The organism is Microbacterium sp. NPDC076768 (assembly GCF_040687205.1).
Classification (GTDB): domain Bacteria; phylum Actinomycetota; class Actinomycetes; order Actinomycetales; family Microbacteriaceae; genus Microbacterium.
In genome coordinates this window covers 553,208-578,164 of the sequence record NZ_JBFBMU010000002.1, presented here as the reverse complement: position 1 = coordinate 578,164, position 24,957 = coordinate 553,208, and the positions used below count along the sequence as shown (strand labels likewise).

At 61.1% G+C, this 24,957-nt stretch carries 28 protein-coding genes and 1 other RNA gene; 7 read left to right on the top strand and 22 right to left on the bottom strand.

Annotated features, from left to right (window positions below; all coding sequences use genetic code 11):
• Positions 1–77 precede the first annotated feature (77 nt).
• Positions 78–875 (top strand): inositol monophosphatase family protein, encoded by a 798-nt coding sequence (locus AB0O87_RS09175; protein WP_363514487.1) that lies wholly within the window; start codon positions 78–80, stop codon positions 873–875.
• Between the two features lie 18 nt (positions 876–893).
• Positions 894–1,463, top strand: coding sequence for a hypothetical protein (locus AB0O87_RS09170; protein WP_363514484.1), 570 nt, complete (start codon positions 894–896; stop codon positions 1,461–1,463).
• A 67-nt stretch (positions 1,464–1,530) separates the two neighbouring features.
• Here the strand turns inward: AB0O87_RS09170 and ssrA are convergent.
• Together ssrA and hflX are read right to left on the bottom strand one after the other, a co-directional pair.
• Positions 1,531–1,900: a transfer-messenger RNA gene (gene ssrA, locus AB0O87_RS09165) on the bottom strand.
• 117 nt (positions 1,901–2,017) lie between these two features.
• Entirely contained in the window at positions 2,018–3,529 is a 1,512-nt protein-coding gene (gene hflX, locus AB0O87_RS09160) for a GTPase HflX (protein WP_363514481.1), read from the bottom strand.
• A gap of 67 nt (positions 3,530–3,596) precedes the next feature.
• Here hflX and AB0O87_RS09155 point away from each other — a divergent pair, with 67 nt between their 5' ends.
• Positions 3,597–4,238, top strand: coding sequence for a methyltransferase (locus AB0O87_RS09155; RefSeq protein WP_363514478.1), 642 nt, complete (start codon positions 3,597–3,599; stop codon positions 4,236–4,238).
• 24 nt (positions 4,239–4,262) lie between these two features.
• Here the strand turns inward: AB0O87_RS09155 and dapF are convergent, their stop codons facing one another.
• The 13 genes from dapF to dapA all read right to left on the bottom strand — a co-directional run bounded on the left by dapF (position 4,263) and on the right by dapA (position 17,590).
• Positions 4,263–5,141: a diaminopimelate epimerase gene (gene dapF / locus AB0O87_RS09150; RefSeq protein ID WP_363514475.1), complete on the bottom strand. Its 879-nt coding sequence runs from the start codon at positions 5,139–5,141 to the stop codon at positions 4,263–4,265.
• 25 nt (positions 5,142–5,166) lie between these two features.
• A complete protein-coding gene (locus AB0O87_RS09145) occupies positions 5,167–5,694 on the bottom strand; it encodes a dihydrofolate reductase family protein (protein ID WP_363514472.1) in 528 nt (175 codons plus the stop codon).
• A 34-nt stretch (positions 5,695–5,728) separates the two neighbouring features.
• Entirely contained in the window at positions 5,729–6,643 is a 915-nt protein-coding gene (gene miaA / locus AB0O87_RS09140; RefSeq protein ID WP_363514469.1) for a tRNA (adenosine(37)-N6)-dimethylallyltransferase MiaA, read from the bottom strand.
• Positions 6,640–8,187 (bottom strand): tRNA (N6-isopentenyl adenosine(37)-C2)-methylthiotransferase MiaB, encoded by a 1,548-nt coding sequence (gene miaB / locus AB0O87_RS09135; protein ID WP_363514466.1) that lies wholly within the window; start codon positions 8,185–8,187, stop codon positions 6,640–6,642. The genes miaA and miaB overlap by 4 nt, the downstream gene beginning before the upstream one ends.
• A gap of 49 nt (positions 8,188–8,236) precedes the next feature.
• Complete coding sequence (locus AB0O87_RS09130; RefSeq protein WP_363514463.1) at positions 8,237–9,016, bottom strand: regulatory protein RecX; 780 nt, start codon at positions 9,014–9,016, stop codon at positions 8,237–8,239.
• Positions 9,016–10,065 carry a recombinase RecA gene (recA, locus tag AB0O87_RS09125; RefSeq protein WP_363514460.1) on the bottom strand — a complete coding sequence of 350 codons (1,050 nt, stop codon included), beginning with the start codon at positions 10,063–10,065 and terminating at the stop codon, positions 9,016–9,018. The genes AB0O87_RS09130 and recA overlap by 1 nt, the downstream gene beginning before the upstream one ends.
• A gap of 269 nt (positions 10,066–10,334) precedes the next feature.
• Positions 10,335–10,559, bottom strand: coding sequence for a DUF3046 domain-containing protein (locus AB0O87_RS09120; RefSeq protein ID WP_363514457.1), 225 nt, complete (start codon positions 10,557–10,559; stop codon positions 10,335–10,337).
• An 18-nt stretch (positions 10,560–10,577) separates the two neighbouring features.
• Positions 10,578–10,886 (bottom strand): helix-turn-helix transcriptional regulator, encoded by a 309-nt coding sequence (locus AB0O87_RS09115; RefSeq protein ID WP_363514454.1) that lies wholly within the window; start codon positions 10,884–10,886, stop codon positions 10,578–10,580.
• A gap of 141 nt (positions 10,887–11,027) precedes the next feature.
• Positions 11,028–11,516, bottom strand: coding sequence for a CinA family protein (locus AB0O87_RS09110; protein ID WP_363514451.1), 489 nt, complete (start codon positions 11,514–11,516; stop codon positions 11,028–11,030).
• A complete protein-coding gene (gene pgsA / locus AB0O87_RS09105) occupies positions 11,513–12,088 on the bottom strand; it encodes a CDP-diacylglycerol--glycerol-3-phosphate 3-phosphatidyltransferase (RefSeq protein WP_363514448.1) in 576 nt (191 codons plus the stop codon). The genes AB0O87_RS09110 and pgsA overlap by 4 nt, the downstream gene beginning before the upstream one ends.
• Complete coding sequence (locus AB0O87_RS09100; protein ID WP_363514445.1) at positions 12,088–14,808, bottom strand: DNA translocase FtsK; 2,721 nt, start codon at positions 14,806–14,808, stop codon at positions 12,088–12,090. Before AB0O87_RS09100 ends, pgsA begins: the two co-directional genes overlap by 1 nt.
• A 74-nt stretch (positions 14,809–14,882) precedes the next feature.
• A complete protein-coding gene (locus AB0O87_RS09095) occupies positions 14,883–16,559 on the bottom strand; it encodes a ribonuclease J (RefSeq protein ID WP_363514443.1) in 1,677 nt (558 codons plus the stop codon).
• Positions 16,560–16,612: 53 nt separating this feature from the next.
• Positions 16,613–17,590: a 4-hydroxy-tetrahydrodipicolinate synthase gene (gene dapA / locus AB0O87_RS09090; protein WP_363514436.1), complete on the bottom strand. Its 978-nt coding sequence runs from the start codon at positions 17,588–17,590 to the stop codon at positions 16,613–16,615.
• A 150-nt stretch (positions 17,591–17,740) separates the two neighbouring features.
• Here dapA and AB0O87_RS09085 point away from each other — a divergent pair, with 150 nt between their 5' ends.
• Complete coding sequence (locus AB0O87_RS09085; RefSeq protein WP_363516174.1) at positions 17,741–18,241, top strand: NUDIX hydrolase; 501 nt, start codon at positions 17,741–17,743, stop codon at positions 18,239–18,241.
• Positions 18,242–18,251: 10 nt separating this feature from the next.
• Here the strand turns inward: AB0O87_RS09085 and AB0O87_RS09080 are convergent, their stop codons facing one another.
• The 3 genes from AB0O87_RS09080 to AB0O87_RS09070 are packed head-to-tail and all read right to left on the bottom strand — an operon-like array spanning position 18,252 to position 20,295.
• Positions 18,252–19,013, bottom strand: coding sequence for an SDR family oxidoreductase (locus AB0O87_RS09080; protein WP_363514433.1), 762 nt, complete (start codon positions 19,011–19,013; stop codon positions 18,252–18,254).
• Entirely contained in the window at positions 19,013–19,489 is a 477-nt protein-coding gene (locus tag AB0O87_RS09075; protein ID WP_363514430.1) for a dihydrofolate reductase, read from the bottom strand. Before AB0O87_RS09075 ends, AB0O87_RS09080 begins: the two co-directional genes overlap by 1 nt.
• Positions 19,486–20,295 carry a thymidylate synthase gene (locus tag AB0O87_RS09070; RefSeq protein WP_363514428.1) on the bottom strand — a complete coding sequence of 270 codons (810 nt, stop codon included), beginning with the start codon at positions 20,293–20,295 and terminating at the stop codon, positions 19,486–19,488. The genes AB0O87_RS09075 and AB0O87_RS09070 overlap by 4 nt, the downstream gene beginning before the upstream one ends.
• A gap of 113 nt (positions 20,296–20,408) precedes the next feature.
• On the opposite strand from AB0O87_RS09070, the gene AB0O87_RS09065 reads away from it, so the two are divergent.
• The 3 genes from AB0O87_RS09065 (at position 20,409) to AB0O87_RS09055 (ending at position 21,925) form a co-directional block, all read left to right on the top strand.
• Positions 20,409–20,846 (top strand): thioredoxin family protein, encoded by a 438-nt coding sequence (locus AB0O87_RS09065; protein WP_363514425.1) that lies wholly within the window; start codon positions 20,409–20,411, stop codon positions 20,844–20,846.
• Complete coding sequence (locus AB0O87_RS09060) at positions 20,843–21,415, top strand: DUF4395 domain-containing protein (protein ID WP_363514422.1); 573 nt, start codon at positions 20,843–20,845, stop codon at positions 21,413–21,415. The genes AB0O87_RS09065 and AB0O87_RS09060 overlap by 4 nt, the downstream gene beginning before the upstream one ends.
• 84 nt (positions 21,416–21,499) lie before the next feature.
• Positions 21,500–21,925 (top strand): OsmC family peroxiredoxin, encoded by a 426-nt coding sequence (locus tag AB0O87_RS09055; protein ID WP_363514419.1) that lies wholly within the window; start codon positions 21,500–21,502, stop codon positions 21,923–21,925.
• Between the two features lie 14 nt (positions 21,926–21,939).
• On the opposite strand, the gene AB0O87_RS09050 is transcribed toward AB0O87_RS09055, so the two are convergent.
• The 4 genes from AB0O87_RS09050 to AB0O87_RS09035 all read right to left on the bottom strand — a co-directional run bounded on the left by AB0O87_RS09050 (position 21,940) and on the right by AB0O87_RS09035 (position 24,868).
• Positions 21,940–22,350, bottom strand: coding sequence for a hypothetical protein (locus AB0O87_RS09050; RefSeq protein WP_363514416.1), 411 nt, complete (start codon positions 22,348–22,350; stop codon positions 21,940–21,942).
• 23 nt (positions 22,351–22,373) lie between these two features.
• A complete protein-coding gene (gene dapB, locus AB0O87_RS09045; RefSeq protein WP_363514413.1) occupies positions 22,374–23,114 on the bottom strand; it encodes a 4-hydroxy-tetrahydrodipicolinate reductase in 741 nt (246 codons plus the stop codon).
• 53 nt (positions 23,115–23,167) lie between these two features.
• Positions 23,168–23,770, bottom strand: coding sequence for a histidine phosphatase family protein (locus AB0O87_RS09040; protein ID WP_363514410.1), 603 nt, complete (start codon positions 23,768–23,770; stop codon positions 23,168–23,170).
• A 69-nt stretch (positions 23,771–23,839) separates the two neighbouring features.
• Positions 23,840–24,868 (bottom strand): aldo/keto reductase, encoded by a 1,029-nt coding sequence (locus tag AB0O87_RS09035; protein WP_363514407.1) that lies wholly within the window; start codon positions 24,866–24,868, stop codon positions 23,840–23,842.
• Between the last annotated feature and the right edge of the window lie 89 nt (positions 24,869–24,957).

The window sequence follows — 24,957 nt, the reverse complement described above, 5'->3', positions numbered from 1 at the left end:
GGCCGACCGCAGTCAGGGACGGGATGGTCTGAAAATCGACACGTAGAGCCCGCGGCAGAGGCGACTACCCTGGGAGAGTGACTGCTTCTTCTTCCGCCGATGTCCTCGCGAGCGACCTCGCGCTCGCCCTCCGTCTCGCCGACGCAGCCGATGCCCAATCGCTCCCCCGGTTTGATGCTGCCGACCTCGAGATCTCTACCAAAGCAGACAAGTCGTACGTGACAGACGCTGACCTCGCGACCGAGCGGGCAATTCGAAGCATCATCACGTCTGAGCGCCCGGATGACGGCATCTTCGGCGAAGAGTATGGAACGGAAGGAAGCACGCATCGGCAGTGGATCATCGACCCAATCGACGGGACGGCGAATTTTCTGCGAGGCGTCCCACTGTGGGGCACGATGATCGCGCTCGCCATCGACGGAGTGCCGCAGGTGGGCGTCGTCAGCATGCCAGCCATCGGACGCCGCTGGTGGGGAGCGACCGGCGAAGGCGCCTGGACGACGCTCGAAGGAAAGCCACGTCAGCTTCACACATCGGAAGTGTCGTCACTCAGCGAAGCCAGTGTGAGCTTTCAAAGCATCGCCCAGTGGTCCGAGGCCGGCCGCCTCGACTCGCTCCTGAAGATCGCTTCCCAGGTGTGGCGCGACCGCGCATACGGAGACGTGTACGCATACATGCTTCTCGCCGAGGGCCGGATCGACATGGTCGCGGAATTCGGGATCCAGGAATACGACATCGCCGCCGCTGTGCCCATCGTGCGCGAGGCTGGCGGTCAGATGACGGCCGTTGATGGGACAGAAACGCTTTCCGCTCGTTCAGTACTGGCCACCAACGGTGGTCTCCATGCCGACTTCATCACACTCCTGCAGGACTAAGCCGAACAACGAGGCACCATGACCCCTCGCATTCTGCCCGCCATCGCTGGCCTCGCGCTTGTTCTTGTGGCGCTTTCCGCCTGCGCGTCTCCCTCGCTGTCGACAACGTCACCTACTCCGACCGAAACAGCGGCCCAAGGGGATGCGAGCACCGCACCTACGACGTCGCCGTCAACGGATGGGGCACCAGAGGGCCTCAGCTGCGAATCGATGATCTCGGCGCGGACCGTCGCGGCACTTTCTGACGCAGGCTGGAGCGCAGAGACCAAAGAGTTCGTGGTCGGTGGTATCGAGCTGCCAGAGGGCCTGCTGTGCTTCTGGGCGGACTACACCGTTGGGTCAGACCATGGACAGCTCTACGGGTGGTCTCCCCTCTCGAGCGCGGATGCCAAAGCTGCAGAGCAGGCACTCCTCGACGAAGGCTGGACGCTCGAGGATGGGTCAGACGGCACCTATGTAACGGAAGACATCGAGTACTCCATGGGGACTGACGAAGACGGATACGGCATGACCTACCTCTTCGGAGACGGATGGGTGCGTTTAGCCGATACCCGTCAGGGCCTCATCCTTATCGAGTGGCCTCGCTAGACCGGCATACGAAAAGAGGCTCACGCCCCCAGTCGGGGTGTGAGCCTCTTTTTGTGTGACAGCGACGTGGTGGAGCTGGGGGGAATCGAACCCCCGTCCAACGCTGAGTCTCCACGCCTTCTCCGGGCGCAGTCTGTAAAGACGTTCTACTCGGCTTCGACCTTTGTCACAGACACCTAAGTCGACAAGCCCAGCCTGGGAAGAGTCCCACGTGACGTCCAGACGCCATCACGTAGCAAGATTCCTAAATGACGCCAGGATCCGTACCGGAATCACATACGGCCTGACGGACTATCGGGCTCGCTTATGCAGCGAGGGCGAAGTCGTTGCGCTTGGTTTCGGCAACTATTGTTTTGCAGAGAGCGTTAACGAGATAACTCTGCATCCTCGGCCCGCTTCTCGTGGATTCACAGGCGCTGTCGAAACCGATCAGCCCCGTGGTCCTTCTCTCGAAGGAGCCGCTGTCACACTGTGTAGTTACTACCTCGGGTCAACTTCACCCGAGCATCTAAGACTACAACCTTCAGACGCCTCTCGCCATTCCTAGAGAGGGTCTAGTCTTTCTGCACAAAAGACGCAAGATCGACGGCAAGTCTCTCAGAGACACGAGCGTGCACAACTGTCCCGTCTTCTCCGTGAGTCACGTCGAGCAGCATTCCTGTCTCATGAATCGCCGCGACGAGGTCACCCCGGTCATAGGGAATCACCGCATGGACTTCGACAGCTGGTCGAGGAAGAGCCTCCTCGACCGCTGCGCGCAAGGCCTCCACTCCCTCACCGGAGCGGGAAGACACAAAGTGAGCATGCGGCTGCAGCCCTCGAAGAACAAGCCGTTCGTCCTCGTCGATCAAGTCAGCTTTGTTGAAGACGACAATCTCGGGCATATCCCGAACACCGACGTCACCCAGCACATCGCGGACGGTCTGAAGTTGGCCGGCAGGATCTGGGTGAGCACCATCCACCACGTGCAGGACCACGTCGGCTTCGCCCACCTCTTCAAGGGTGGAACGGAAGGCCTCCACCAGCTGATGCGGGAGATTGCGCACAAAACCGACGGTATCGGTCAACGTATACACGCGGCCGTCTTCCGTCTCAGCACGACGCACGGTCGCATCAAGCGTCGCGAAAAGTGCGTTCTCGACCAGCACACCGGCACTGGTAAGTGCATTGAGGAGGCTGGACTTGCCTGCGTTTGTGTAACCAGCGATGGCAACCGAGGGGATTGTGTTGCGCTTACGTTCAGCCCGCTTTGCCTCGCGTGCCGGACCAAAGTCGCGAATCTGTCGACGAAGGAGCGCCATCTTCGTGCGGATTCTGCGGCGATCGAGTTCGATCTTCGTCTCACCAGGCCCGCGAGATCCCATTCCCGCACCGCCTGCACCCACCTGTCCACCAGCCTGGCGGCTCATCGAGTCACCCCAGCCACGTAGACGAGGGAGCAGATACTCGAGCTGCGCAAGCTCGACCTGCGCTTTACCTTCGCGGCTCTTGGCATGCTGGCTGAAGATATCGAGGATCACCGTGGTGCGGTCAATAACCTTCACTTTGACGACGTCTTCGAGTGCACGTCGCTGGCTCGGGGCAAGCTCGGTGTCGGCGATCACCGTGTCTGCGCCGACGGCGGCCACAATGTCTTTCAGCTCTTGCGCCTTGCCGCGACCGAGGTAGGTCGCAGGGTCCGGGTGCGGACGCCGTTGGAGCACGCCATCAAGCACGACTGCCCCGGCTGTCTCCGCCAATGCGGCGAGCTCACGAAGCGAGTTCTCTGCGTCTTCCTGGGCACCCTGAGGATAAACGCCGGCGAGAACAACGTTCTCTAGCCGAAGCTGCCGATACTCGACTTCAGTAACGTCTTCAAGTTCGGTAGAAAGTCCGCCTACACGCCGCAACGCGTGCCGGTCTTCGAGGTCCCACTGCGCGCCGTCCGCGCCGGTGTGAGAGGCCGTGGACTTATCTTGCAGTGCCTGAGCTGCACCGAAAACGTGCACGTCAGAACGCTTCGCTGCGTTGGCAAGCACGCGATCGACCGAGTCGTCGTCGGCGGCAGGTGTCGTGGGGTCCGTCATCCGTTCCTGTCTCTGGGTTTTGTATCGAGCCTTAACCTTAGCCCGCGGTGTCCGGTACGCTCGCCGTATGGGGTCAGATCATTACTTCACTGCGGCCCCGGCAAGCCCCGAGAATCTGCGTAAGATCCATGTATCGCTCGCAGGCCGAGAGCTAGAGCTCACCACCGCTGGTGGTGTGTTCAGCCCCGATCGTCTGGATGCCGGCACTGCAGTGCTCCTCGCCAACATGCCCCCGGTTCCCCCGGGTGGCGATCTTCTCGACCTCGGAAGCGGTTGGGGGCCCGTGAGCATTTCAATGGCTTTGGCGTCTCCGCACGCTACCGTTTGGGCCGTTGATGTTAATGAACGTGCGCTTGACCTTGTTCGTCGCAACGCTGCTTCCCTCGGGCTCACTAACGTCAACGCATCTTTGCCCGACGATGTTCCCGAGCACGTCTCGTTCCGCACGATTCGTTCGAACCCGCCGATCCGCGTCGGAAAGAATGAACTTCATGGGTTGCTAGAGCGCTGGATACCGCGGCTCGACGAGCGTAGCGACGCCTGGCTTGTCGTTCAGCGCAACCTCGGCGCCGATTCACTGCAGCGATGGATCGGATCGACTTTCCAGCCGGGGTACAGCGTCTTCCGCACCGCTACAGGCAAGGGCTACCGCATCCTCCGCGTGCGCAAACACGGCTCACCCCCTACGGAGCCGATCCTTCTCAGCTGAGTGACGAGCGCACGAATACGCGAATCAGATGAGGTCGATCTCACCCTGATAGACGAGCTGCGCTGGTCCGGAAAGTGCGACATGTTCGCCATCTTCGGCGGGGAACATGCGAACGCCGAGTGTTCCTCCTGGCACCTCAACCTGCCAGTTGTTGGGCGCCTTCTCCCCCGCCCAGTAGCGCACAGCCAGGGCTGTCGCGGCAACTCCCGTGCCGCAGCTGAGGGTCTCACCGACGCCTCGTTCGTACACGCGCATGCTGACATGACCGACCCCATCGCGGACGAGTGGTTCCCCCGGCACAACGAACTCGATATTTGCTCCCTCACCCGGAGCAGGGTCCAGGTCAGGTGCGCGGTGCAGCTCGAGCGAGGCGAGTTCGGCTTCCGAGGCGAGGGCCACAACTACATGCGGGTTGCCGACGTCAATTCCGAGCCCGGGGCGGGTGACAGATAGGCCGTCGACGCGCACAAGCGGATCGTCTCCCGAGAGTTTCCACGGGCCGAGGTCAACCTGGTAACCGGTCGCGCTCTTCGTCACGTCACGCACGCCAGCTCGCGTCCCGATCGGCAACGTCGATCCCTGCTCAATCACGGCAAGACCGGATCGAACAAGGTAGTGCACAAACACACGCACACCGTTGCCGCACATCTCCGCGATCGAACCATCTGCATTGCGGTAATCCATGAACCACTCGGCGTCTGGTTCTTCTGCGAGCGAGGCAGCACCATCGGCGATGGCAGACGAGCGCACTACGCGGAGAATGCCATCTGCACCAATTCCGAAACGCCGATCGCACAGCACGGCCACCTGTTCAACAGTCAGGTCAAGCTCGCCGTCCGGATCAGCGATGATGATGAAATCGTTGCCCGTACCGTGCCCTTTGGTGAATGCGACCATGCTCACCAGTCTAGGGATTATCAACGACCGTTCAGCGACGCGCGACGCGGAATCTTCCGCAGACAAAGTTGCGGTTGCGTGCGACTTCGATGAGCTCCAGATCGAGTCTGCGCGGAAGAAGCGGAGCGCCAGAGCCCAGCATGACCGGTGCGTACTGCACCCACACTTCATCAAGAAGCCCCGCGTCGGCAAACTGTCCGGCCAGGTCTCCCCCACCAACGATCCATACATCCTTCGCGCCGGCAGCATCGAGCATCTCGGCGTGGACCGTCCGCACGTCGGCCTGCGTCAGCCGCACGTCGCCCTCTTGAGGCAACACCAGCTCACGGTGCGTAAACACCCACGTGGGTTGGCTATAGCCCCAGCGCCCCGCTTCGTGGCGCATTACCCACTCATAAGTCGATGCCCCCATCGCTACGGCGCCGATGGTCGTTTCGAAGGCCGTGTACGCCATCGGCCCCTCGTCGTCGATGTCTTGCGTCAGAAGCCAGTCCAGCGAGTGATCATCGGTGGCGATAAAACCATCGAGGCTCGACGCCGTGTAGTAGTGGGTCGTCATCCGGCCACGTTCGCACATGGCACAGACATCGCGGTCATTCGTCACCCAAGAATGCCGCTGCGCTCAACGGCGCATCTGCCCACTCAAGCTCTGGATAGCGTTTGAACCAGGAGACCTGCCGGCGCGCATACCTCCGCGTAAGTGCCTGCGTCTGTTCGATCGCTTCACGCTCCGCCAACACACCATCGAGCTGCGCCAAAGCCTGCGCGTAGCCGATGGCACGGGGTGCTGTAGTACCACGTTCGAGACCACGACTTCGAAGCTCAGCCACCTCGTTGAGAAGCCCGTCCTGCCACATCCGCTCCACTCTGGCGTCGAGTCTCTCGACGAGGGCGGCCCGATCAACACGAAGGCCAATCATGCGGGTATGCGGATACCAGAGGGTTGGCTTCTCTGGCAGCGCGGCTCCATGCGTAGCACTCCCCTGTTCACAGACCTCAAGCGCACGAACGATTCGTCGCGTGTTGCGTGGGTCCACTCGCGCGGCAGCTTCTGGATCAAGCGCACGCAAACGCTCCAGCAGTCGATCAGGCCCCTCGTGCTCCAGCTCCCGTTCAATTCGCTGACGAACCGCAGGGTCGCGCGGGGGAAAGTGGAAGTCGTAGACCACGCCCGAGACGTAGAGCCCCGACCCGCCGACGAGGATCGCGTCGGCACCGGTCAGATGGATCTTCTCGATCACTGCCCGAGCGCGTGGCTGGTACCAGGCAACCGCGGCATCTTCGTCTACCTCTCTGACATCAAAGAGGTGATGCGGGATATCTTGGCGCTCCGCTGGCGTGACCTTTGCCGTGCCGATGTCCATGCCGCGATAGAGCTGCATCGCATCGGCATTGACAATCTCCGCTGCATTGCCGCGCTCTCGAAGCGCCAGTGCGAGATCGATAGCGAGATCGCTCTTTCCTGTGCCCGTCGCCCCGGCGACTACCCAGAGACGTGGTGAGGTCACACGCCCACACGCAAGGTAGGCAGGCCAAGGGAGACAGCGCTGGTTCCACCCTCACCACCGGCAGCAGGCACCCCACAGGAGGCGGCTTGGGCGCGATCCCATGCATCGCCGCCACGCGTGCGACGGATACGAAGCGGTTCTCCGGTGGTGTCGTCTGCGAGCAAGTGGAACGACGCTGCCTGTGTGATCGTGACCGTCACGGCATCACCAGGACGCGGCACCTCAGACCCCTCTGGGACTTCAAAATGCACCAGCCTGTTGTCTCTGGCACGGCCGGTGAGACGGTGAGTTTCGGCATGCTTCTTGCCGTCGCTGCCCGAGACAAGCAGCTCCACTTCCCGCCCTACCTGCTTCTGGTTTTCTTCACGGGAGATCCGATCCTGGAGAGCCGTCAGCCGCGTGTAGCGTTCCTGGACAACCTCTTTCGGGATCTGGTCTTCCATTGTTGCCGCGGGTGTTCCCTCACGGATCGAGTACTGGAAGGTGTACGCGCTCGCGAAACGTGACTGCTCGACGACGCGCATCGTGTCTTCAAAGTCGGCCTCCGTCTCACCGGGGAAACCGACGATGATGTCGGTGGTGATCGAGGCATCGGGGATCCGGTCCCGCACCCGGTCGAGGATCCCCAGGAACCGTTCGCTACGGTACGAGCGCCTCATCGCCTTGAGGATACGGTCACTCCCGGACTGAAGTGGCATGTGAAGTTGTGGCATCACGTTGGGTGTCTCAGCCATCGCATCGATCACATCGTCCGTGAAAGCCGCGGGGTGCGGGCTGGTGAACCGGATGCGCTCCAGCCCTTCGATCTCTCCGGCTGCACGCAGAAGCTTGCCGAATGCCTGCCGATCGCCGAACTCGACACCGTACGAGTTGACGTTCTGCCCCAGAAGGGTCACTTCGATGGCGCCGTCTTCGACAAGAAGGCGAATCTCATTCAGGATGTCGCCTGGTCGGCGGTCTTTCTCTTTACCGCGCAGACTCGGCACGATACAGAACGTGCAGGTGTTGTTGCAGCCAACCGAGATTGATACCCATCCGCTATGTGCGGAGTCACGCTTCGTTGGCAGCGTGGAGGGGAAGACTTCGAGCGACTCGAGGATCTCAAGCTCCGCGTCGCCGTTGTGCCTTGCGCGCTCAAGAAGACCTGGCAACGAGCCCATGTTGTGTGTGCCGAAGACCACATCAACCCACGGCGCCTTATCCAAGACTGCCTGCTGGTCCATTTGTGCGAGGCAACCGCCGACGGCGATCTGCATGCCATCTTTGCGTCGCTTCACGGAAGCAAGGTGGCCAAGAGTGCCATACAGCTTGCCCGAAGCGTTGTCACGCACGGCACAGGTATTGATGATCACGACGTCAGCCTCTGCCCCAGCTTGCGCCTGAACGTAGCCAGCACTCTCCAGCGAACCGGAAAGCCGCTCCGAATCGTGCACGTTCATCTGGCACCCAAAGGTGCGCACTTCATACGATCGCTGTCTTCCGTCGGCGTCGACGGCTGCCGACGACGGGTCGATGATCGTCGGTTCGCTGCGCGGGATAGTCATGATGCTCCCATTCTACGAGCCGTTGCTGAGGGAACGGCTCGTCGAGCGTTCAGTCTGAATCGACGAAACGAACACCAGAAGTGGACCCACCGAACGTTGTTTCCCGTAGCGCCGTTTTGGCGGCCTTCATCGCCACTGAGCCGTTATATCCACGTCTCGAGAGCTGTCCGACCAGACGCCGGAGAGCCGTGTCGTGATCTAGGCGGCTGAGCGACTGGGCCTTACTCCGAGCAAACTCCAGTGCACGGTCGTCATCATCGTCTGGCAGTTGATCAAGCGCGCCTTCGATAACGTCTCGCGGGATACCCCGCTGAGCTAGTGATCGAGACAGCGCGACTCGACCCTGACCTTTGCGTTCCACGCCAGACCTCACAAGGACCTCGGCGAGAGCGAGGTCGTCTAGGTAACCACGCCGGGTGAAATCGTCGATCACATCATCAACAATCTCTCCGCTGAGACCCTGCCCTTTCAGTACCTGTCTAGATTCCGAGACCGAGAGTGACCGCGCGCGGAGCTTACGCACCAGAGCCTCCTCCGCCGCGAGACGAACCTCGTCGAGCGACGCCGTTTCCGTTTCATCAGCGCCATCTTCTGGACCACCGAGGGCGCGCAGATGAGGGACAGAATTCATCGGAGACTGTGCCGTGCTGCGAGCCCCGGTGCGTCCACCGCGCGCAGGGTGCCGGTCACTCGGGGTGCCCGCGTCCGCAGAATCTTCTAGCGGAGCCTTCGGAACAAGTGGTGTAGGAACCGACTTGGACACTCCGCCACCAAAAAGGGGAATGATGGGGGCGATCCGATCAAGATCGCCCCCACGAGAATCGTTCATCAGGCCGGACGACGCTCAGCAAGCTCATCGGCTGCCGCGGGGGCATCCCCCGGGCCTCCGAGGCCAAGCTTCTGTTTGATCTGCGTCTCGATGGCGAGAGCGACGTCAGGATTCCTTAGCAAGAAGGAACGCGCGTTCTCTTTACCCTGACCCAGCTGGTCGCCATCGTAGGTGTACCAAGACCCAGACTTCTTCACGATCGCGTGCTCCACACCGAAGTCAATCAAGCTACCTTCGCGGGAGATGCCGACACCATAGAGAATGTCGAACTCTGCTTGCTTAAACGGCGGCGCCATTTTGTTCTTTACGACCTTGACCCTGGTGCGGTTACCCACGGCGTCTGTGCCGTCTTTCAAGGTTTCGATTCGACGAATGTCCATGCGCACTGACGCGTAGAACTTCAGAGCCTTACCACCTGCTGTGGTCTCAGGGGAGCCGAAGAAGACACCGATCTTTTCACGCAACTGGTTGATGAAGATCATGGTGGTGTTTGTCTGACTCAGACCACCGGTGAGTTTACGAAGCGCCTGGGACATCAGACGAGCCTGCAGACCAACGTGCGAGTCACCCATCTCTCCCTCGATCTCAGCGCGAGGAACAAGGGCAGCCACAGAGTCAATGACAATGAGGTCGATAGCCCCCGAACGGACAAGCATGTCAGCGATCTCAAGCGCCTGCTCACCGGTGTCTGGCTGTGAAACCAAGAGCGCGTCGATGTCAACGCCAAGCTTGGCTGCATAATCAGGATCCAGCGCGTGCTCCGCGTCGATGAAGGCGGCAATACCGCCGGCACGTTGAGCGTTCGCAATCGCATGGAGAGTCAGTGTCGTTTTACCCGAGGACTCAGGACCATAGATCTCGACAATTCGACCACGCGGAATGCCGCCAACGCCGAGTGCGACATCGAGAGCAATCGACCCCGTCGGAATGACGGCTACGGGGGCGCGCTCGTCGCTACCCAGCCGCATCACTGACCCCTTGCCGAACTGGCGATCAATCTGCGCGAGTGCCGTTTCGAGGGACTTTTCGCGGTCTGCGGGTGATGGCATGGTCTGCTCCTTTTGCGCGGGTGGGGCCGCCTGTAGGCTGTCGCGGCTCTCCCGGCTGGGAAACACTCTCCGACAAGGCGTGTGGCTCTTGGGCCTGTTTCACACAGTAAGAGAGGCCACCGACATTGACATCGAGATCGCGCCTTACGTGCAGAAAAAGCCTGTTGAACTACTTGTGTAGAACACTACCCGCGCTTCGAACGAATATTCGATGACACGCCGAATATCGACGCTCGAACACCGCACACAACTGGACATGTCGCAACCGCTCAACGGCCGCGAGGTTCCTGTCGCCCTACGCCATGGCGACGCTCTGGCGGCACTTCCATCTCCGTACAGAGCGCGAGCCAGATAGATCGCGGCGGCGTGCCATCATCGAGCGCCTCGGTCGCGGTTCGTCCACCGAGAGCACCGAGACCAAGGTCGTGGACAAGCGATGAAGCTCGCGCTTGAAACTCATCTTCGACAGCGCGGAAAAATTCGCTTCGACGCATCTGCAGGACTGGTGAGGACTAGTGCAACGAAAGCTGCGGTTCAATCGACGCAACGAGGTCGTCGGGAACGACGTCAGGGAACACCTGAATACCTTCGAGCACCGAGATACGGTCACCGACCTCGCGCATGATGGTGGAGATGGGCACATCGAGCGCTTCAGCAACCGATGCGAGGATCTCGCTCGATGCCTCTTTTTGTCCCCGCTCTACCTCACTGAGATAGCCGAGCGCAACAGAAGCTTTGCTCGCAACCTGCCGGAGCGTGCGCCCCTTTTGCAGGCGGAAGTCCCTCAGCACATCGCCGATTTCTTGTCGTACAAGAATCATCGGAACCTCCTCTCCAAGTGATCGTACGAGGTTTCCCTCGATGCGACAGCCAGTCTAATACGCCTGGCTTGCCCCAAATCTACCCCTGCACTCTGTGGTTTAAGTGTGAGCACACATCTCATAACCGCCGAGCCCTCGCCACTATTCCGCAAGCGCGTCCCGCATGACGCTGAGTGCTGCGTGGATTGTCTGGTCACGAACTGAGGCTCGATCGCCAGCGAACGCGAACGACCTCACCTGGGACACCTTCGGCGTCACCACCCCAATGTGCACAGTCCCCGCTGGGTGTCCGCCAGCGGGCCCCGGACCCGCAATCCCCGTTGTCGCCACGCCTACATCGGCCGCTGACCCGTGTGCGCTCATTACTTTACGAACGCCTTCTGCCATCTGCAGAGCAACGCGCGGACACACCGGTCCGCTCTCGTCGAGCAGATCGGCATCGACGCCGAGAACAGACGCCTTTATGTGTGTGGCGTACGCCACTACTCCCCCGCGCAGAACAGTCGATGCCCCGGGGACCGCGACGAACTCGCTACACAGCGCGCCGCCGGTGAGCGATTCGGCGATGCCTAGCGTCCAGCCCCGCTCAGAGAGCTCCGAGAGCACAGCTGACGCGGCCGCTTCTGTCACGACTTCTGCCGTGCCCCTCGGACTTGCGCGACGATGTAGTCAATTCCGCTGGCGATGGTGAGGATCACCACGATCAACATCAAGATGAACGTGACCAGCGTCCATGGGCCCAGCCCGATGACGAAGTGCAATGGCAGCAACGCCCATCCAAGAGCAACACCCTGGAAAGCCGTCTTGATCTTGCCCATCCACGCCGCAGCAACGACATGCTCGCTTGCGACCATGAGCCGATGAATGGTGATCCCCCATTCGCGGACAAGAATGATCGCAACGATCCACCAGCTGACCTCACCCAGGATGGCGAGGCCGACGAAGCCTGCTCCGGTCAGCAGCTTGTCGGCGATGGGATCCCATAGCTTTCCAAAATCGCTAACGATGTTGTATTTTCGCGCCAGGTAGCCGTCGACCCAGTCAGTGGAGATCGCAACGATGAAGAGAATCCCGGCCGTCCAGCGAAGCCCCGGCTCTGCAAGCCCAAACGTCCCGCCGAGCAACAGCAGTACGAAAAAGATGACCGCGAGCGGAATGCGCGCGATAGTAATGGCATTGGGTAGCTGCCGTGGAATTGTCATCAATCGCGTCCCGTCAGGCCCCAGGCATCGTCGTCGCTCTCGGCTTCCACTTCAGGAAGACCTTCATACTGCGCAGCGATCGGATCGGGAGCCGGCGGCTCCGACTGCTGCGGTTCTGCAACGGGAGCAGACGGTGCTGCCGCAGGCTGTGGAACGTCATCTCCGCGCAGCTTCGCCATCACCTGAGGCAATTGCTCGGCAGTGGCGAGAACGTCGCGAGCCTTCGACCCCTCAGACGGTCCCACGATCTCGCGAGACTCCAACAGGTCCATGAGTCGTCCCGCCTTCGCGAAGCCGACGCGCAACTTTCTCTGGAGCATCGAGGTCGAACCGAACTGAGACGAAACGATGAGCTCCGCAGCGGCAAGAAGTAGCTCGAGATCGTCGCCGATGTCTTCGTCGACTTCTTTCTTCTTCGTCGGCTCCATCGCCTCTTGCACATCAGGACGATAATCCGGCCGCGCCTGGCGGGTGACGTGCTTTACAACCTCGTCGATCTCTTTCTCGTCGACCCACGCGCCTTGCAACCGGAATGGCTTCGAGGAACCCATGGGCGAGAAGAGTGCGTCACCCTGACCAATGAGCTTGTCGGCCCCAGGACTGTCGAGGATGACGCGGCTGTCAGTGACGCTGGTGACAGCAAACGCGAGTCGAGAAGGAACGTTCGCCTTGATAAGCCCGGTGACGACGTCGACGCTTGGCCGCTGCGTGGCGAGAACCAGGTGGATACCCGACGCTCGCGCGAGTTGAGTGATACGAACAATCGAGTCTTCGACATCTCGCGGGGCGACCATCATGAGGTCTGCCAATTCGTCGACGACGACCAACAGGTACGGATACGGCTTGAGCACTCGCTCACTACCGACTGGCAACTGGATCTCGCCCGCGCGGACCGCGCGGTTGAAGTCATCGATGTGCCGGAACCCGAACGACGCGAGGTCGTCGTAGCGCATGTCCATCTCTTTGACGACCCACTGCAAGGCCTCGGCAGCCTTCTTGGGATTGGTGATGATGGGGGTGATCAGATGAGGAACGCCAGCGTAGCTGGTGAGCTCGACTCGCTTCGGGTCAATCAACACCATGCGAACGTCTGCTGGTCGCGCACGCATCAGCAAGCTGGTGATCATCGAGTTCACAAAGCTGGACTTACCCGAACCTGTAGAACCGGCGACCAACAGGTGGGGCATCTTCGCGAGGTTAGCGATCACGATGTTTCCACCGACGTCTTTTCCGACGCCGATGGTCATCGGGTGGGTGCTCTTCTGCGCGGCCGGTGACCGGAGAACATCACCCAAAGCGACCATCTCTTTGTCGGCGTTAGGGATCTCGATGCCGATCGCGCTCTTGCCGGGGATCGGCGAGAGAATTCGCACGTCGTTGGAAGCCACGGCGTACGAGAAGTTGTTACTCAGCTGCAAGATCTTCTCGACCTTGACTCCGTGCCCAACCTCCACCTCGTACTGGGTCACTGTCGGTCCACGCGAGAAGCCGGTAACTTTCGCATCTACCTTGAACTGCGACAGCACGCTCGTGATCTGTTCGATGACCTTGTCTGTGGCCTCTGACCGCAGTACAGGCGGCGGTCCTTCAACCAACAATCCGGGCGACGGCAAGACATACGGAGTTACGGGCGCTTGCGGCCCACGGTCGCCAGGCCCGTCTGTGCCGAAACCGTCTAGTCCCCCGAGCTCTTGAACCTCTCCGGTGTCGGAAGAATCGTCGAGCAGGGCGGTGTTCTGTTGCTCAGCCAATTTGTCTGTGACAGAGCGAACATCGGAAAGCACCTCCGTTGCCGCCTCGTAAGGGTTCTCGACCACAACAGCCTTGTCGTAGGCAGGCGTCGGGTCAGACGTCGTAAGCAGCGCAGTGAGGTCGTCAGAACCGAGGTTTCCCTCGTCGTCTGGATCTTCTTCTCGACCCGTTTTGTTTCGTCGCCACCAGGGCAAGACGTCGGGGTCATCGACCTTGTCTGAGTCTTCGAAGGTGGGCGAACCCTTCACGGGCTTTTCTGGACGCTCCGCATCGAACATCCAGGCATACAGGTCTCCGAGGCGCTCGCCTATTCGGTTGGGCGGCGTCTTGGTGAGGATGAGGATGCTGAGCCCGATCAACAGGCTCAATACGATGTACGCCACGACATCAGTAAGGAATGACAGGGGCTCCCCGACGATCCAGCCGAACAGGCCACCGCCGGTACTCAGGGCGGCAACGTTGGGCTGCGGCTGCGGCTTGCCCGCCGCCACATGGAAGATCCCCGCGAGGGAAATGACGAACAGGCCAAACCCAAAACCGATGCGCCCGTTGTCATGCACCGAGGCAGGATGACGAAAAAGCCACCCGGCGAGTACAAGCAACAGCAGCGGCATAATGAACGCCACGCGCCCAATCAGCAGCCCGAAAGAGTAGGCGCTGACATTTGCCGCTACTTCGTTGCCGATGAAGACCCACTCGTTGACCGCCCCAACGACAGCCAAGAGAACGAGAAAGAAAGGAAAACCGTCGCGTCGGTCGTCTTTCTCGAGGTTCTCTGGGCCGAACGCGCGGAACAGCCCTCCGACACCGTGCGCAAGTCCCATCCAGGCACGAACAATCACCGGGGGCTTGTCTGCCTCGTCGATGTACTTCTTCGGCGCGGGCTGGGCCTTGGGAGCCGTCTGCCGCTTGGGGCGCGACGGTGCGCTACTCGACGCGCGCTCAGTCTTCGTGGTACTCCTGGCCATGCCTTCACGTTACGTCCAACCGCAGACATCCCACGTAATGACGCGGCATTCTGCGGATTCTGACGGTCTAGGTATTACGCCTCGATGACGAGCGGAACGATCATCGGGCGTCGACGGAGCCGCTGGTTGACCCAGCGACCAATCGTGCGGCGCACAACCTGCGACAGCGCGTGCGTGTCACGGACGCCGTTGCCCGATGCCTCTTTGAGGGCCGCCACAATCTTCGGGGTGACGTCATCAAACACCGAGTCGTCTTCGGCAACACCACGGGCGTGGATCTCCGGACCAGAGATGATGCGACCGGTACCCGCATCCACCACCACAATCACAGAGATGAACCCCTCCTCCGCCAGGATTCGGCGGTCCTTGAGGTCTGCGTCTGTGATCTCACCGACGGTCGAGCCATCGACATACACAAATCCGAGATCAAGCTGGCCAGCAACCCGAGCGACACCGTCTTTCAGGTCGATGACGGTGCCGTTGGAAGCAATGATCGTGTTCTCTTCAGCAATACCGGTGTCCTGTGCGAGCTTGGCGTTCGCGATGAGGTGGCGGTATTCGCCGTGCACGGGGAGAACATTCTTCGGCTTGAGGATGTTGTAGCAATAGATCAGCTCGCCAGCGGCAGCGTGCCCAGAAACGTGGACGCGTGCGTTGGCCTTGTGGACGACGTTCGCGCCCAACTTCGTGAGGCCATCAATCACGCGGTACACGGCGTTCTCGTTGCCAGGAATCAGGCTGGACGCGAGGATGACTGTGTCCCCTTCGCTGACCTCGATCGCGTGATCCATGTTGGCCATCCGACTGAGCACTGCCATGGGCTCTCCCTGCGAGCCAGTAGACATGTAGACGATCTTCTCGTCTGGCAGATCGCGCGCCTTCTTGAAGTCGATGAGCACGCCATCTGGCACCTTGAGGTAGCCCAGCTGCTCGGCAATCGTCATGTTGCGCACCATGCTGCGACCGAGGAAAGCGACTCGGCGTCCATGCGCGTGGGCCGCATCGACCACCTGCTGCACCCGATGAATGTGGCTGGAGAAGCTGGCAACGATAACGCGTCGGGGTGCCTTACCGATGACCTGGTCAAGCACCGGCCCGATCGACCGCTCCGTCGGGGTGAATCCAGGAACATCCGCGTTCGTGGAATCGACGAGGAAGAGATCGACGCCCTCCTCGCCCAGGCGCGAGAACGCACGGAGGTCCGTGATCCTGCCGTCGAGCGGGAGCTGATCCATCTTGAAGTCGCCGGTGGCGAGAACCATACCCGCAGGCGTACGGATGGCCACAGCCAACGCATCAGGAATGGAGTGGTTGACCGCGACGAACTCGAGGTTGAACGGGCCGACCTGCTCTTTTTCCCCTTCTTTCACCGTCAGAGTGAAAGCCTTGATGCGGTGCTCCTTGAGCTTCGCTTCGACAAGCGCGAGCGTGAGCCCAGACCCGATAAGCGGGATGTCGCTCTTGAGGCGAAGCAAGTGCGGCACTGCGCCGATGTGGTCCTCATGCCCGTGGGTGAGCATCACGCCGACGATGTCATCGAGGCGATCGCGGATCGGCTCGAAGTCCGGCAGGATCAGGTCGACGCCCGGCTGGTGCTCTTCGGGGAAGAGCACTCCGCAGTCAACGATGAGCAGCTTGCCGTCATACTCAAAAACGGTCATGTTTCGACCGATCTCGCCGAGACCGCCGATCGGAATGACGCGAAGCGCTCCTTCTTCGAGAGCGGATGGTTCAGCTAGGGGAATAGACATGCTGTCTCCTCAGTCGGACACTCTGCGCGTCCGTTCGTTCATGGTGACGCGGTTCAGCGCGTCGTGCCGTGCACCTTCGGCAAGGCACCACCCGCGGCCGCATTGCGGTCTGGGCGGAAGTTTGAGAAGTCGGCACCCGGAACATTTTTGACGAGGTCGAGTTCATCTTCGATGAGCGCGGCCTCCCATTCCTCTGGTCCGACAAGGGGAAGCCGCACGCGAGGGCTCGAGATACGGCCCAGGCCATGCAGGATGTACTTTGCCGCGACGGTGCCCGGTACGTGGGTCATCACTGCACGCACGAGTGGCTCTAGCCGCTTGTGCTCAGCAGTGGCAGTCGCCAAATCTCCTGCGTTCACCGCATCGATGATCGTGCGGTAAGGCCCTGCGGCAACATTGGCGGTCACGCCGATGAGCCCGCTCGCACCAATGGCGAGATGGGGAAGAACATTCGCGTCATCACCAGAGAAATACATGAGGTCTGTCTGGTTGAGCACGCGGCTCACTTCAGAAAAATCGCCCTTTGCATCCTTCACGGCAAGGATGTTGGGGTGCTTTGCGAGTCGCAGGATCGTTTCGTACTTAATCGGCACACCAGTACGCCCGGGGATGTCATACAAGATCACCGGCAGATCGGTCGCGTCAGCCACGAGGCGGAAGTGCGTGAGGATTCCGGCCTGGGTTGGCTTGTTGTAGTACGGAGTGACGATCATGATGCCATCGGCGCCAGCTTTCTCGCTGGCCTTGTAGAGCTCGATCGCGTGTGCGGTCTCGTTAGATCCGCCGCCGGTGATGATCTTGGCGCGCCCCGCAGAGACGGACTTACCGACCTCGACAAGCTTGAGTTTCTCAGGGTCAGTCAGGGTCGAGGTCTCGCCTGTCGTTCCCGTCACAACGATGCCGTCAGCGCCGGCCGTAATTACGTCATCGATGTGCTTCTCAACGGCGGGCCAATCAACTTCGCCGTCCGCCGTCATCGGAGTGACGAGCGCGACGAGAACCTGTCCGAATGGGTTGCCCGAGTGCGTCATAGACCCAGCGTATCGGTTCGCATGCACACCGTACGGACGAAACAGCCGGTGGCGGTTCACCGCAATAGGACGCAATGTGCGCCTTCGATCTACGCTCGACACATGGCATGAGTAACCCGAGATTCTGAGACCAAGTATGAAAACGCTTGGATTCGAGTGCGTGAAGATCAGATCTCCGGCCCCGGAGGTGAAGGCATTTACGGTGTCGTCGCGATGCAGAACCCCGCGGTGTTCATCGTCGCGCTAGACGATCAAGACCGGGTGTGCCTCGTGACCATCGACCGCTACACCGTTGGACCTTCCACCGAGGTGCCAGCAGGAGGCACCGATGGGGAGAACCCTCTGTTGGCCGCGCAGAGAGAGCTCCATGAAGAAACGGGGTTTGAGGCGAAGGACTGGACCTTCCTCGGCACCATGCACGCCCTGAACGGCATCGCGGAGGCGACCGAGTACGTCTTTCTCGCACGCAACCTCCGACCATCCATGTCGGGCGAAGACGCCGCTCTGACTCAGGCAGAGGAAGGCATCCATGCCGTCACATGGGTACCGTTCGCAGATGTACTCACGATGATCGCAGACGGTTCGATCACCGACGGCGAGACGATCGCTGCGATCGCGAAGGTCGGAGTGCGACTAGGAAGATTTGCCTGAGACTGAGCGATCAGACTCGGCCGCGGCTGGCGACCCCTGCCGTCACGGAGGCTGGCAAGAACCGCGCCACAGCGACGAGGGCTTTGTAGCGCAGTGAAGGCACCGAGACTGACTTGCCCAGCGCTGCATCCCGCAGGCCGGTCCGAACGACATCGCGTGCGTTGAGCCACATAATCTCGGGTACGCCCTCGTTGCCAACGGCGAGCCCCATCCGCTCATGGAAGGACGTGTGCGTAAAGCCGGGGCAGAGTGCGGTGACGGAAACCCGATCTCGCGCGTACTCGTTGTTTGCCCAGCGGCTGAAGCCGATCAGCCACGCCTTGCACGCAGAGTATGTCGATCGAGAAATGAACCCCGCAACAGAGGCGACGTTGATGATGCGGCCACCTCGCCCGCGCATCGATTGCAACGCCGCGTGCATGAGACGCATCGACGCTTCGACATGCACGCGGAGGTGACGTACTTCATCGTCGATGCTGTTGTCGGCAAACTGCAACGGCAGGCCGAAGCCTGCGTTGTTGACCAACAGATCGATCGGGTCAGTAGCATCGCGTAGCCGGTCAGCGACCTGCTCTACCCCCGCCTCGTCGGCGAGGTCAGCAACGATGATCTCCACGGCGACGCCGTATTCGCTCCGAAGCTCACGCGCCAACGATTCCAAGGCATCTTCTGATCGAGCAACGAGAATGAGGTCGGCGCGGCGGCGAGCAAGCTGGCGGGCGAATTCGGCACCCAGGCCAGCGCTCGCTCCAGTAATCAGTGCAGTAGGCATCAGCGTTCGTATCCTAAGAATCGGTAGCGGGTTCCGGTACGTGAAGTCTGCCACTCCCCCTGGTCTACGAGCCGCCACCCTGCGGTCGATGGCGCATGCGCGTCTCCGGGCACTTCAAGATCGAGTTCGGTGACTTCGAGTCGGTCAGCTCCGCCGATCACCTGGCGAAAGATCTCCGCGCCGCCAATGATCCAGACCTTGTCCAGGCCTCTGACGGCGTCTGAGACTGTTGCAGCCCGGCGCGCGCCGGCTGCGGACCAGTTCTGCTGTCTGGTTACGACAATATTCTCGCGATCAGCGAGTGGGCGAAAGCGCTCGGGAAGCGAGTCCCACGTTTTGCGGCCCATCACCACAGGAGCCCCGAGGGTGACGTCTTTAAAGTGCGCGAGGTCTTCCGGTACGTGCCAAGGCATTCCGCCCTCAGCACCGATCACGCCACCTTTCGCTTCGGCCCAAATCAGGCCGACCCACGTCATACCGCCACCGCCGCACGAATCGGGGCGTGGTGCTGGTAGTCCTCAATGATGAAGTCTTCGTACTGGTAGTCAAAGACTGACTCCGGCTTGCGAGCGAAACGCAACGACGGATACTCGTAAGGCTCTCGGCTGAGCTGCTCGCGCACCTGCTCGACATGATTGTCGTAGATGTGGCAGTCGCCTCCCGTCCAGACGAAGTCACCCGGCTCAAGCCCTGTCTGCTGAGCGATCATCATCGTTAGCAGCGCGTACGAGGCGATATTGAACGGCACGCCCAGAAACATGTCAGCGCTTCGCTGGTACAGCTGGCAGGAGAGCTTGCCGTCAGCGACATAAAACTGGAACAGCGCGTGGCAGGGAGCAAGCGCCATGTCGGGGATATCTGCAGGATTCCACGCCGAGACGATGAGCCGACGTGAGTCAGGTGATCGACGTATCTGCTCAATGACCTCGGATAGCTGATCGATGCCCCTGCCATCCGGCGCCGGCCACGAACGCCACTGCACACCGTAGACAGGACCGAGGTCACCCGATTCATCGGCCCATTCGTCCCAGATGGTGACGCCGTTTTCGCGAAGCCAGCCCACATTCGAGTCGCCCCGCAGGAACCACAAGAGCTCGTATGCGATCGACTTGAAATGCACGCGCTTCGTCGTAATCAGCGGAAAACCTCGAGAGAGATCGAAGCGAATCTGGCGCCCGAAAACACTTGTTGTGCCTGTACCCGTCCGATCCGACTTGTGCGTGCCGGTCTCTGCGACATCACGGAGCAAATCTTCGTACGGAGTCGGAACGGCTGCACTCATACAGCCCACGATACCGCCCTATTCCTCGTTCTGGAGGCTCTGGTCTGCGACCGAGAATCGTCATGGTCAGACACATCGCGCCGTACCGCTCTATGGCGGCTTAGGCTCGATGTATGTCGCCATTGCTTGCTCTCGGGGCTATCGGTGTGCTCCTCATCATCGGCCTGACTCTCGGCTTTGTGGTGCGCCTGTCCGACGGTCGACGCACCACGTCGGATACCGTCCATTTCGCCCCAGAAGACGCCGGCGGCGCCGAACTCGGCGGGCGCGCCACCCTGGTGCAGTTCAGTACGGAGACCTGCGCGCGTTGCCCTCAGGTGCGCCGGCTGCTGACGCAGTACGCGGCAGAACATGATGACGTCCGCCACATCGAAATCGACCTGTCCCATCGGCCAGACCTCTCTGCGCGCTACAAGGTCTTGCAGACGCCGACAACCTTCGTCGTCGATGGACGAGGTGCAGTTCTCAGCCGCTTTCATGGTGTGCCGAGCCGCCAAAACCTGGCCGCTGCTGTCGCCGAAATCTCAGATCGACCACAGGTATCGGCGTGAGCGGCCCCGCACCGATCGATGCGCGCATGCCCCGCTTCGCGGCCGGAGTGACTTCCATCCTTCTGCTCGGGGCGACCTATCTAGCGCTGGTCGGGCTGTCGACCACAAAGGCCGAGCCGAGTTGGTTCGCTGTCTCAGGATCCTCCTCCTTGGCGTTCATCCCGGGAAGCATCTGGGCGATTAGCTATGCAACCGTGTTGCAGCGCGCGGTCGATCCCGGATTCCTTCTCACCTTCTTTCTTGCGGTCTTGTTTCTGTGGGGCGTAGTCGCGCCCCACTCTGCTCCGTGGGCCGTGGTCTTTCGTAGGCTGATCCGCCCCCGCCTCGCGGCAACGACCGAGTGGGAAGATCCACGGCCTCCGCGTTTCTCGCAAGGTGTCGGCCTCTTCGTCCTCAGCATCGGCCTGGTATTGCACCTCGCGGGAGTCCCGTGGGCTCTTCCCCTCGCTACCGCCGCCGCGTTCCTTGCCGCTTTTCTCAATGCGGCGTTTGCGTTCTGCTTGGGTTGCCAGCTCTACCTGGTACTTCAGCGAGTCGGAGTGATCGGTCGCACAGTCTCAACGTCGTGACCGACGGTTCCCTCACTGGCGGACCCTCGGTAGGCTGACCAAGAGTCGACGCTGCTCTCCTGCAGCGCGAGAACCGGAGGAATCATGCCCGTCACCAGCGAAGCCGCCAGCACGTGGACCGGATCGCTCATGGAGGGGTCTGGCACCGTCGCCTTCTCGTCTTCGAACCTCGGCACATTTCCGATTAATTGGAAGGCACGTAGCGAAGGTAGCGACACGACGACCACTCCGGAAGAGCTGATCGCTGCTGCGCACGCCTCGTGCTTCAGCATGGCGCTTTCCCATGCACTCGCGGAAAACGGAACGCCACCGGAGCGCGTCAACACCACTGCATCGGTCACCCTAAAGCCGGGCGTAGGCATCACAGGCAGCCACATCAACGTCAATGCCGTGGTCCCGAACCTGACGGCCGAGGCTTTTCAAGAGATCGCGAACGGCGCCAAATCAGGTTGCCCCGTGTCTCAGGCGCTCGCGGGCGTCGAAATTACGCTCGAGGCGACGCTCGCGTAATTGCGCCTCTGATCTCAGCCGCGCGCGACGCGAATAGCCTCACGGATGCTCGCTCTGGCATCCTTTCGGCGCCCTGCGGCATCCTGCACGATGCCAAGCCGATAGCGAGCGCGCCAGTCTGTCGTCGTTTCATCAGCGACAGCGGAATAGCGAGCAATCAGCGGATCAGCATCGGCTGACGCGATCCTGCCGCTGGGCGTCAGATCGGTTTCGACCTGCGGCATTCCACCCTCGGAATCAAGAAGCCGTCCCAACCTGTCTGCGGCGAACCCAAACTGCATCTCACGAATCAGCGCCCACGCACCGATCGGCGTAAGCACGAAGAGCGTGATGCCCATTCCGATCGACACGACGGTGCCGACAGAAACAAACATCACCCCCAGCCAGATCGCGACAGCGAGGTAGAGCAGCAGCGCGGCGGCCATCAGACCAACCCCAAGTCGCGACATCACGATGAGACGCCGATATCGATCATGTTCTCGAGACCGACAACCACGCCTTGTGCGTTCAGAGCGAATGGCACTGACAGACGTATGCCCGGCGCATAAGCGAGGGCCGGGTCTGTGGTGTCGTGCACGAACGACAGCGATTCACCAGGGCCAGACAGAATGACCTCTTGTTTGGCCACCACTCCCGGTCGCCGTAGCGAGTGAATAGGGATACTGCCCACCTGTTGTCCGCGTGCCCGCTGATCTGCGTGCGGCGCGCTCACTGGCCCCTGCTCCGTGCGGGCCTGCGCAATCAACTCGGCGGTGCGCACTGCGGTACCGCTCGGCGAATCGACTTTCGTGTCTCGATGGGCTTCCACGATCTCTGCCGAACCGAAGAAGCGTGCCGCGGTCGCGGCTAGGGCGGACCCCAGCACGGAACCGAGCGAGAAGTTCGGAATGAACACGACGCCGGTTCCTGCCGCCTCCACGAGCGGACGAACGAGCGCGATCCGCTCGGCCGACCACCCTGATGTCGCCACGAGAACATTGATGCCACGGTCAACAGCAGCGCGAACCACTTCGACGCTTACCTGCGGAGTCGATGCATCGACCACCAGGTCAGCACCGTCGAGTTCAGAGAAGTCACTCGCGGAGTTCAGTACCCGGCTCACCTCGAACCCGTCGAGATCGTCGATTACTGCTCCGATAATCGTTCCGAGTTTCCCGGTTCCGCCGACGAGGGCTACCTGCGTGGTCATGTGACCAGTCTATTTCGCCCTCAGAGGCACCAGGCCGGGGCGCGCGGTGGGGCTCAGACCAGGAGCGTGTCAGGAATCCCTGTGCGCAACTCGACGGGCAAGTGCCCCGTGTCATTGTGGGTGAGAAGCGTCCACGGCCTCCCCTGCTTTTGAGCAATCACCGTGAGACCGCAATGCGACTGATTCAAAGTCATCCAGCGCCACTCTGGAGCCGCAAGAACCTCGCGGACAAACCAAGAGATGACAAAGTTGTGGGTGATCAACACCTCATGCACGTCGCCGGGTTTACGCACAAGGAACTCGTTGACCGCATCGAACATCTGCGCGCGCCCTGCGTCGATCTCCGCGTCGGTGACGGAGCCGAAGAATGGCTCGAACACCGAGGGGGTGTCCTCTGTCATGCCGGTGGGAACGCAGTCGAAAAGAAGCGCTGTGGGCTCTGGCACGACCGATGGCAGCCGTTCAGCTACGGCACGGGCAGTCTCATTTGCCCGCAGAAGCGGCGAATGCCACACAGCATCGAGCGGAAGACCAGAGAGCCTGTCGGCAATCAATTCTGCCTGCCGTTGCCCCCGAGCTGACAAGGGTCCGTCAGTCAGACCGTACTCGGCGTCTTGGTGTTCTCCGTGTCTGACCAGGTATATGTAATGCGTCACAACTCGCTCGCTTCATCGCCAGCATCCGCCGGTCCTTACATCCACCCTATGCCACGGGTGGGACAGCGGTCAGTTGCCAGCTCTGGTCAGCTCAGAGATCTGCGCGCGGGAGAGCGAGATCCCTGCCCCCTGCATAAGTTCTTCGACATGGTCGGTCGCAAACGTGTTCACGATGGGGGCCGCCACCGTGCGTTGCGCGAGCAACCACGCGACCGATACAGCCGCGACAGGGACTGCCAGCTCTTCGGCCACTTGATCCAGTGCCCGCAAAATCTTGGTGCCCCGACGGTTCAGGTGCTCACGCAACTGATCTCCGCGAACGCCCTGCGAGGTCATCGCTTTGCTGCGGTGGCGTCCGGACAAAAAGCCATGCTCGAGGGCATGAGAGGGCGTGACGGCCAGGTTTTGCGCGCCAGCGACGAGCCGCAGATCACCTTCGAACGGTCGGCGCCTGATCAGGTTGTATGGCTCGTCAATCACCTGGATGCGGGGATAACCTGCTGCCGCGAGGATACGGGCCTCGACGAGGCGCTCTGGGGCAAGGCCGAAAGCGCCGAGCGCACCAATCTTGCCTGCATCCGTCATCCACTCGACCGTGGCGAGGGTGTCTTCAAGGTTTGTCGTCGAGTCGAGCGTGGCATCGAGGTAGAGAACGTCGATACGTTCGACGCCCAGCCGAGTCAAAGACCCCTCCACCGCACGGACGAGGTTCACGGATCCCAGACCTGGGTTGTCGGCATGGGCACCAATGCGCACACTCAGAAGCGCCTGGTCACGACCACCCCTTGACCGCAACCACTGCCCGATGATGTGCTCGCTGCGCCCGCCGGAAAAGCCGTCTGCCGTGTGGATTGCGTTGCCACCGAACTCGACGTAACGGTCGAGGATCGCATGACTGGTCTCGAGGTCGACATTCCATCCGAACTCCGCCGCTCCGAGCATGAGCGGGAAAGTCTCGAAACCTGTCTCCCCCAGCGCGACGCGGATGTGTTCTCCCACGCCTGGTCCCACGACAGGAATCGGCGCGGACGGATGCTCCGCTGCCTCTTGCGGGGCGCGAACTTCTGTCGTGGCTGTGCTTACGCCAAACAACCGCATACTCTCTCACCCCCACGTCGATCGGTGCGTTCCGACCTGCGTACCTGCTGACTCTGCACCCCCCGGTGCGTACTTCGAGAGTATGCGAC

Coding starts and splice junctions, on each gene's coding strand:
- AB0O87_RS09145 (WP_363514472.1), bottom strand. CDS start 5,694: ATGACGACCCACTACTACACGGCGTCGAGCCTCGATGGTTTTATCGCC.
- recA (WP_363514460.1), bottom strand. CDS start 10,065: ATGCCATCACCCGCAGACCGCGAAAAGTCCCTCGAAACGGCACTCGCG.
- hflX (WP_363514481.1), bottom strand. CDS start 3,529: ATGACGGACCCCACGACACCTGCCGCCGACGACGACTCGGTCGATCGC.
- AB0O87_RS09075 (WP_363514430.1), bottom strand. CDS start 19,489: ATGACGTGGGTCGGCCTGATTTGGGCCGAAGCGAAAGGTGGCGTGATC.
- AB0O87_RS09170 (WP_363514484.1), top strand. CDS start 894: ATGACCCCTCGCATTCTGCCCGCCATCGCTGGCCTCGCGCTTGTTCTT.
- miaB (WP_363514466.1), bottom strand. CDS start 8,187: ATGACTATCCCGCGCAGCGAACCGACGATCATCGACCCGTCGTCGGCA.
- dapA (WP_363514436.1), bottom strand. CDS start 17,590: ATGACGCACTCGGGCAACCCATTCGGACAGGTTCTCGTCGCGCTCGTC.
- AB0O87_RS09065 (WP_363514425.1), top strand. CDS start 20,409: ATGTCGCCATTGCTTGCTCTCGGGGCTATCGGTGTGCTCCTCATCATC.
- AB0O87_RS09130 (WP_363514463.1), bottom strand. CDS start 9,016: ATGAACGATTCTCGTGGGGGCGATCTTGATCGGATCGCCCCCATCATT.
- AB0O87_RS09055 (WP_363514419.1), top strand. CDS start 21,500: ATGCCCGTCACCAGCGAAGCCGCCAGCACGTGGACCGGATCGCTCATG.
- AB0O87_RS09050 (WP_363514416.1), bottom strand. CDS start 22,350: ATGGCCGCCGCGCTGCTGCTCTACCTCGCTGTCGCGATCTGGCTGGGG.
- AB0O87_RS09120 (WP_363514457.1), bottom strand. CDS start 10,559: ATGCGTCGAAGCGAATTTTTCCGCGCTGTCGAAGATGAGTTTCAAGCG.
- AB0O87_RS09070 (WP_363514428.1), bottom strand. CDS start 20,295: ATGAGTGCAGCCGTTCCGACTCCGTACGAAGATTTGCTCCGTGATGTC.
- AB0O87_RS09035 (WP_363514407.1), bottom strand. CDS start 24,868: ATGCGGTTGTTTGGCGTAAGCACAGCCACGACAGAAGTTCGCGCCCCG.
- AB0O87_RS09100 (WP_363514445.1), bottom strand. CDS start 14,808: ATGGCCAGGAGTACCACGAAGACTGAGCGCGCGTCGAGTAGCGCACCG.
- AB0O87_RS09080 (WP_363514433.1), bottom strand. CDS start 19,013: ATGCCTACTGCACTGATTACTGGAGCGAGCGCTGGCCTGGGTGCCGAA.
- AB0O87_RS09155 (WP_363514478.1), top strand. CDS start 3,597: ATGGGGTCAGATCATTACTTCACTGCGGCCCCGGCAAGCCCCGAGAAT.
- pgsA (WP_363514448.1), bottom strand. CDS start 12,088: ATGACAATTCCACGGCAGCTACCCAATGCCATTACTATCGCGCGCATT.
- dapB (WP_363514413.1), bottom strand. CDS start 23,114: ATGACCACGCAGGTAGCCCTCGTCGGCGGAACCGGGAAACTCGGAACG.
- AB0O87_RS09115 (WP_363514454.1), bottom strand. CDS start 10,886: ATGATTCTTGTACGACAAGAAATCGGCGATGTGCTGAGGGACTTCCGC.
- AB0O87_RS09095 (WP_363514443.1), bottom strand. CDS start 16,559: ATGTCTATTCCCCTAGCTGAACCATCCGCTCTCGAAGAAGGAGCGCTT.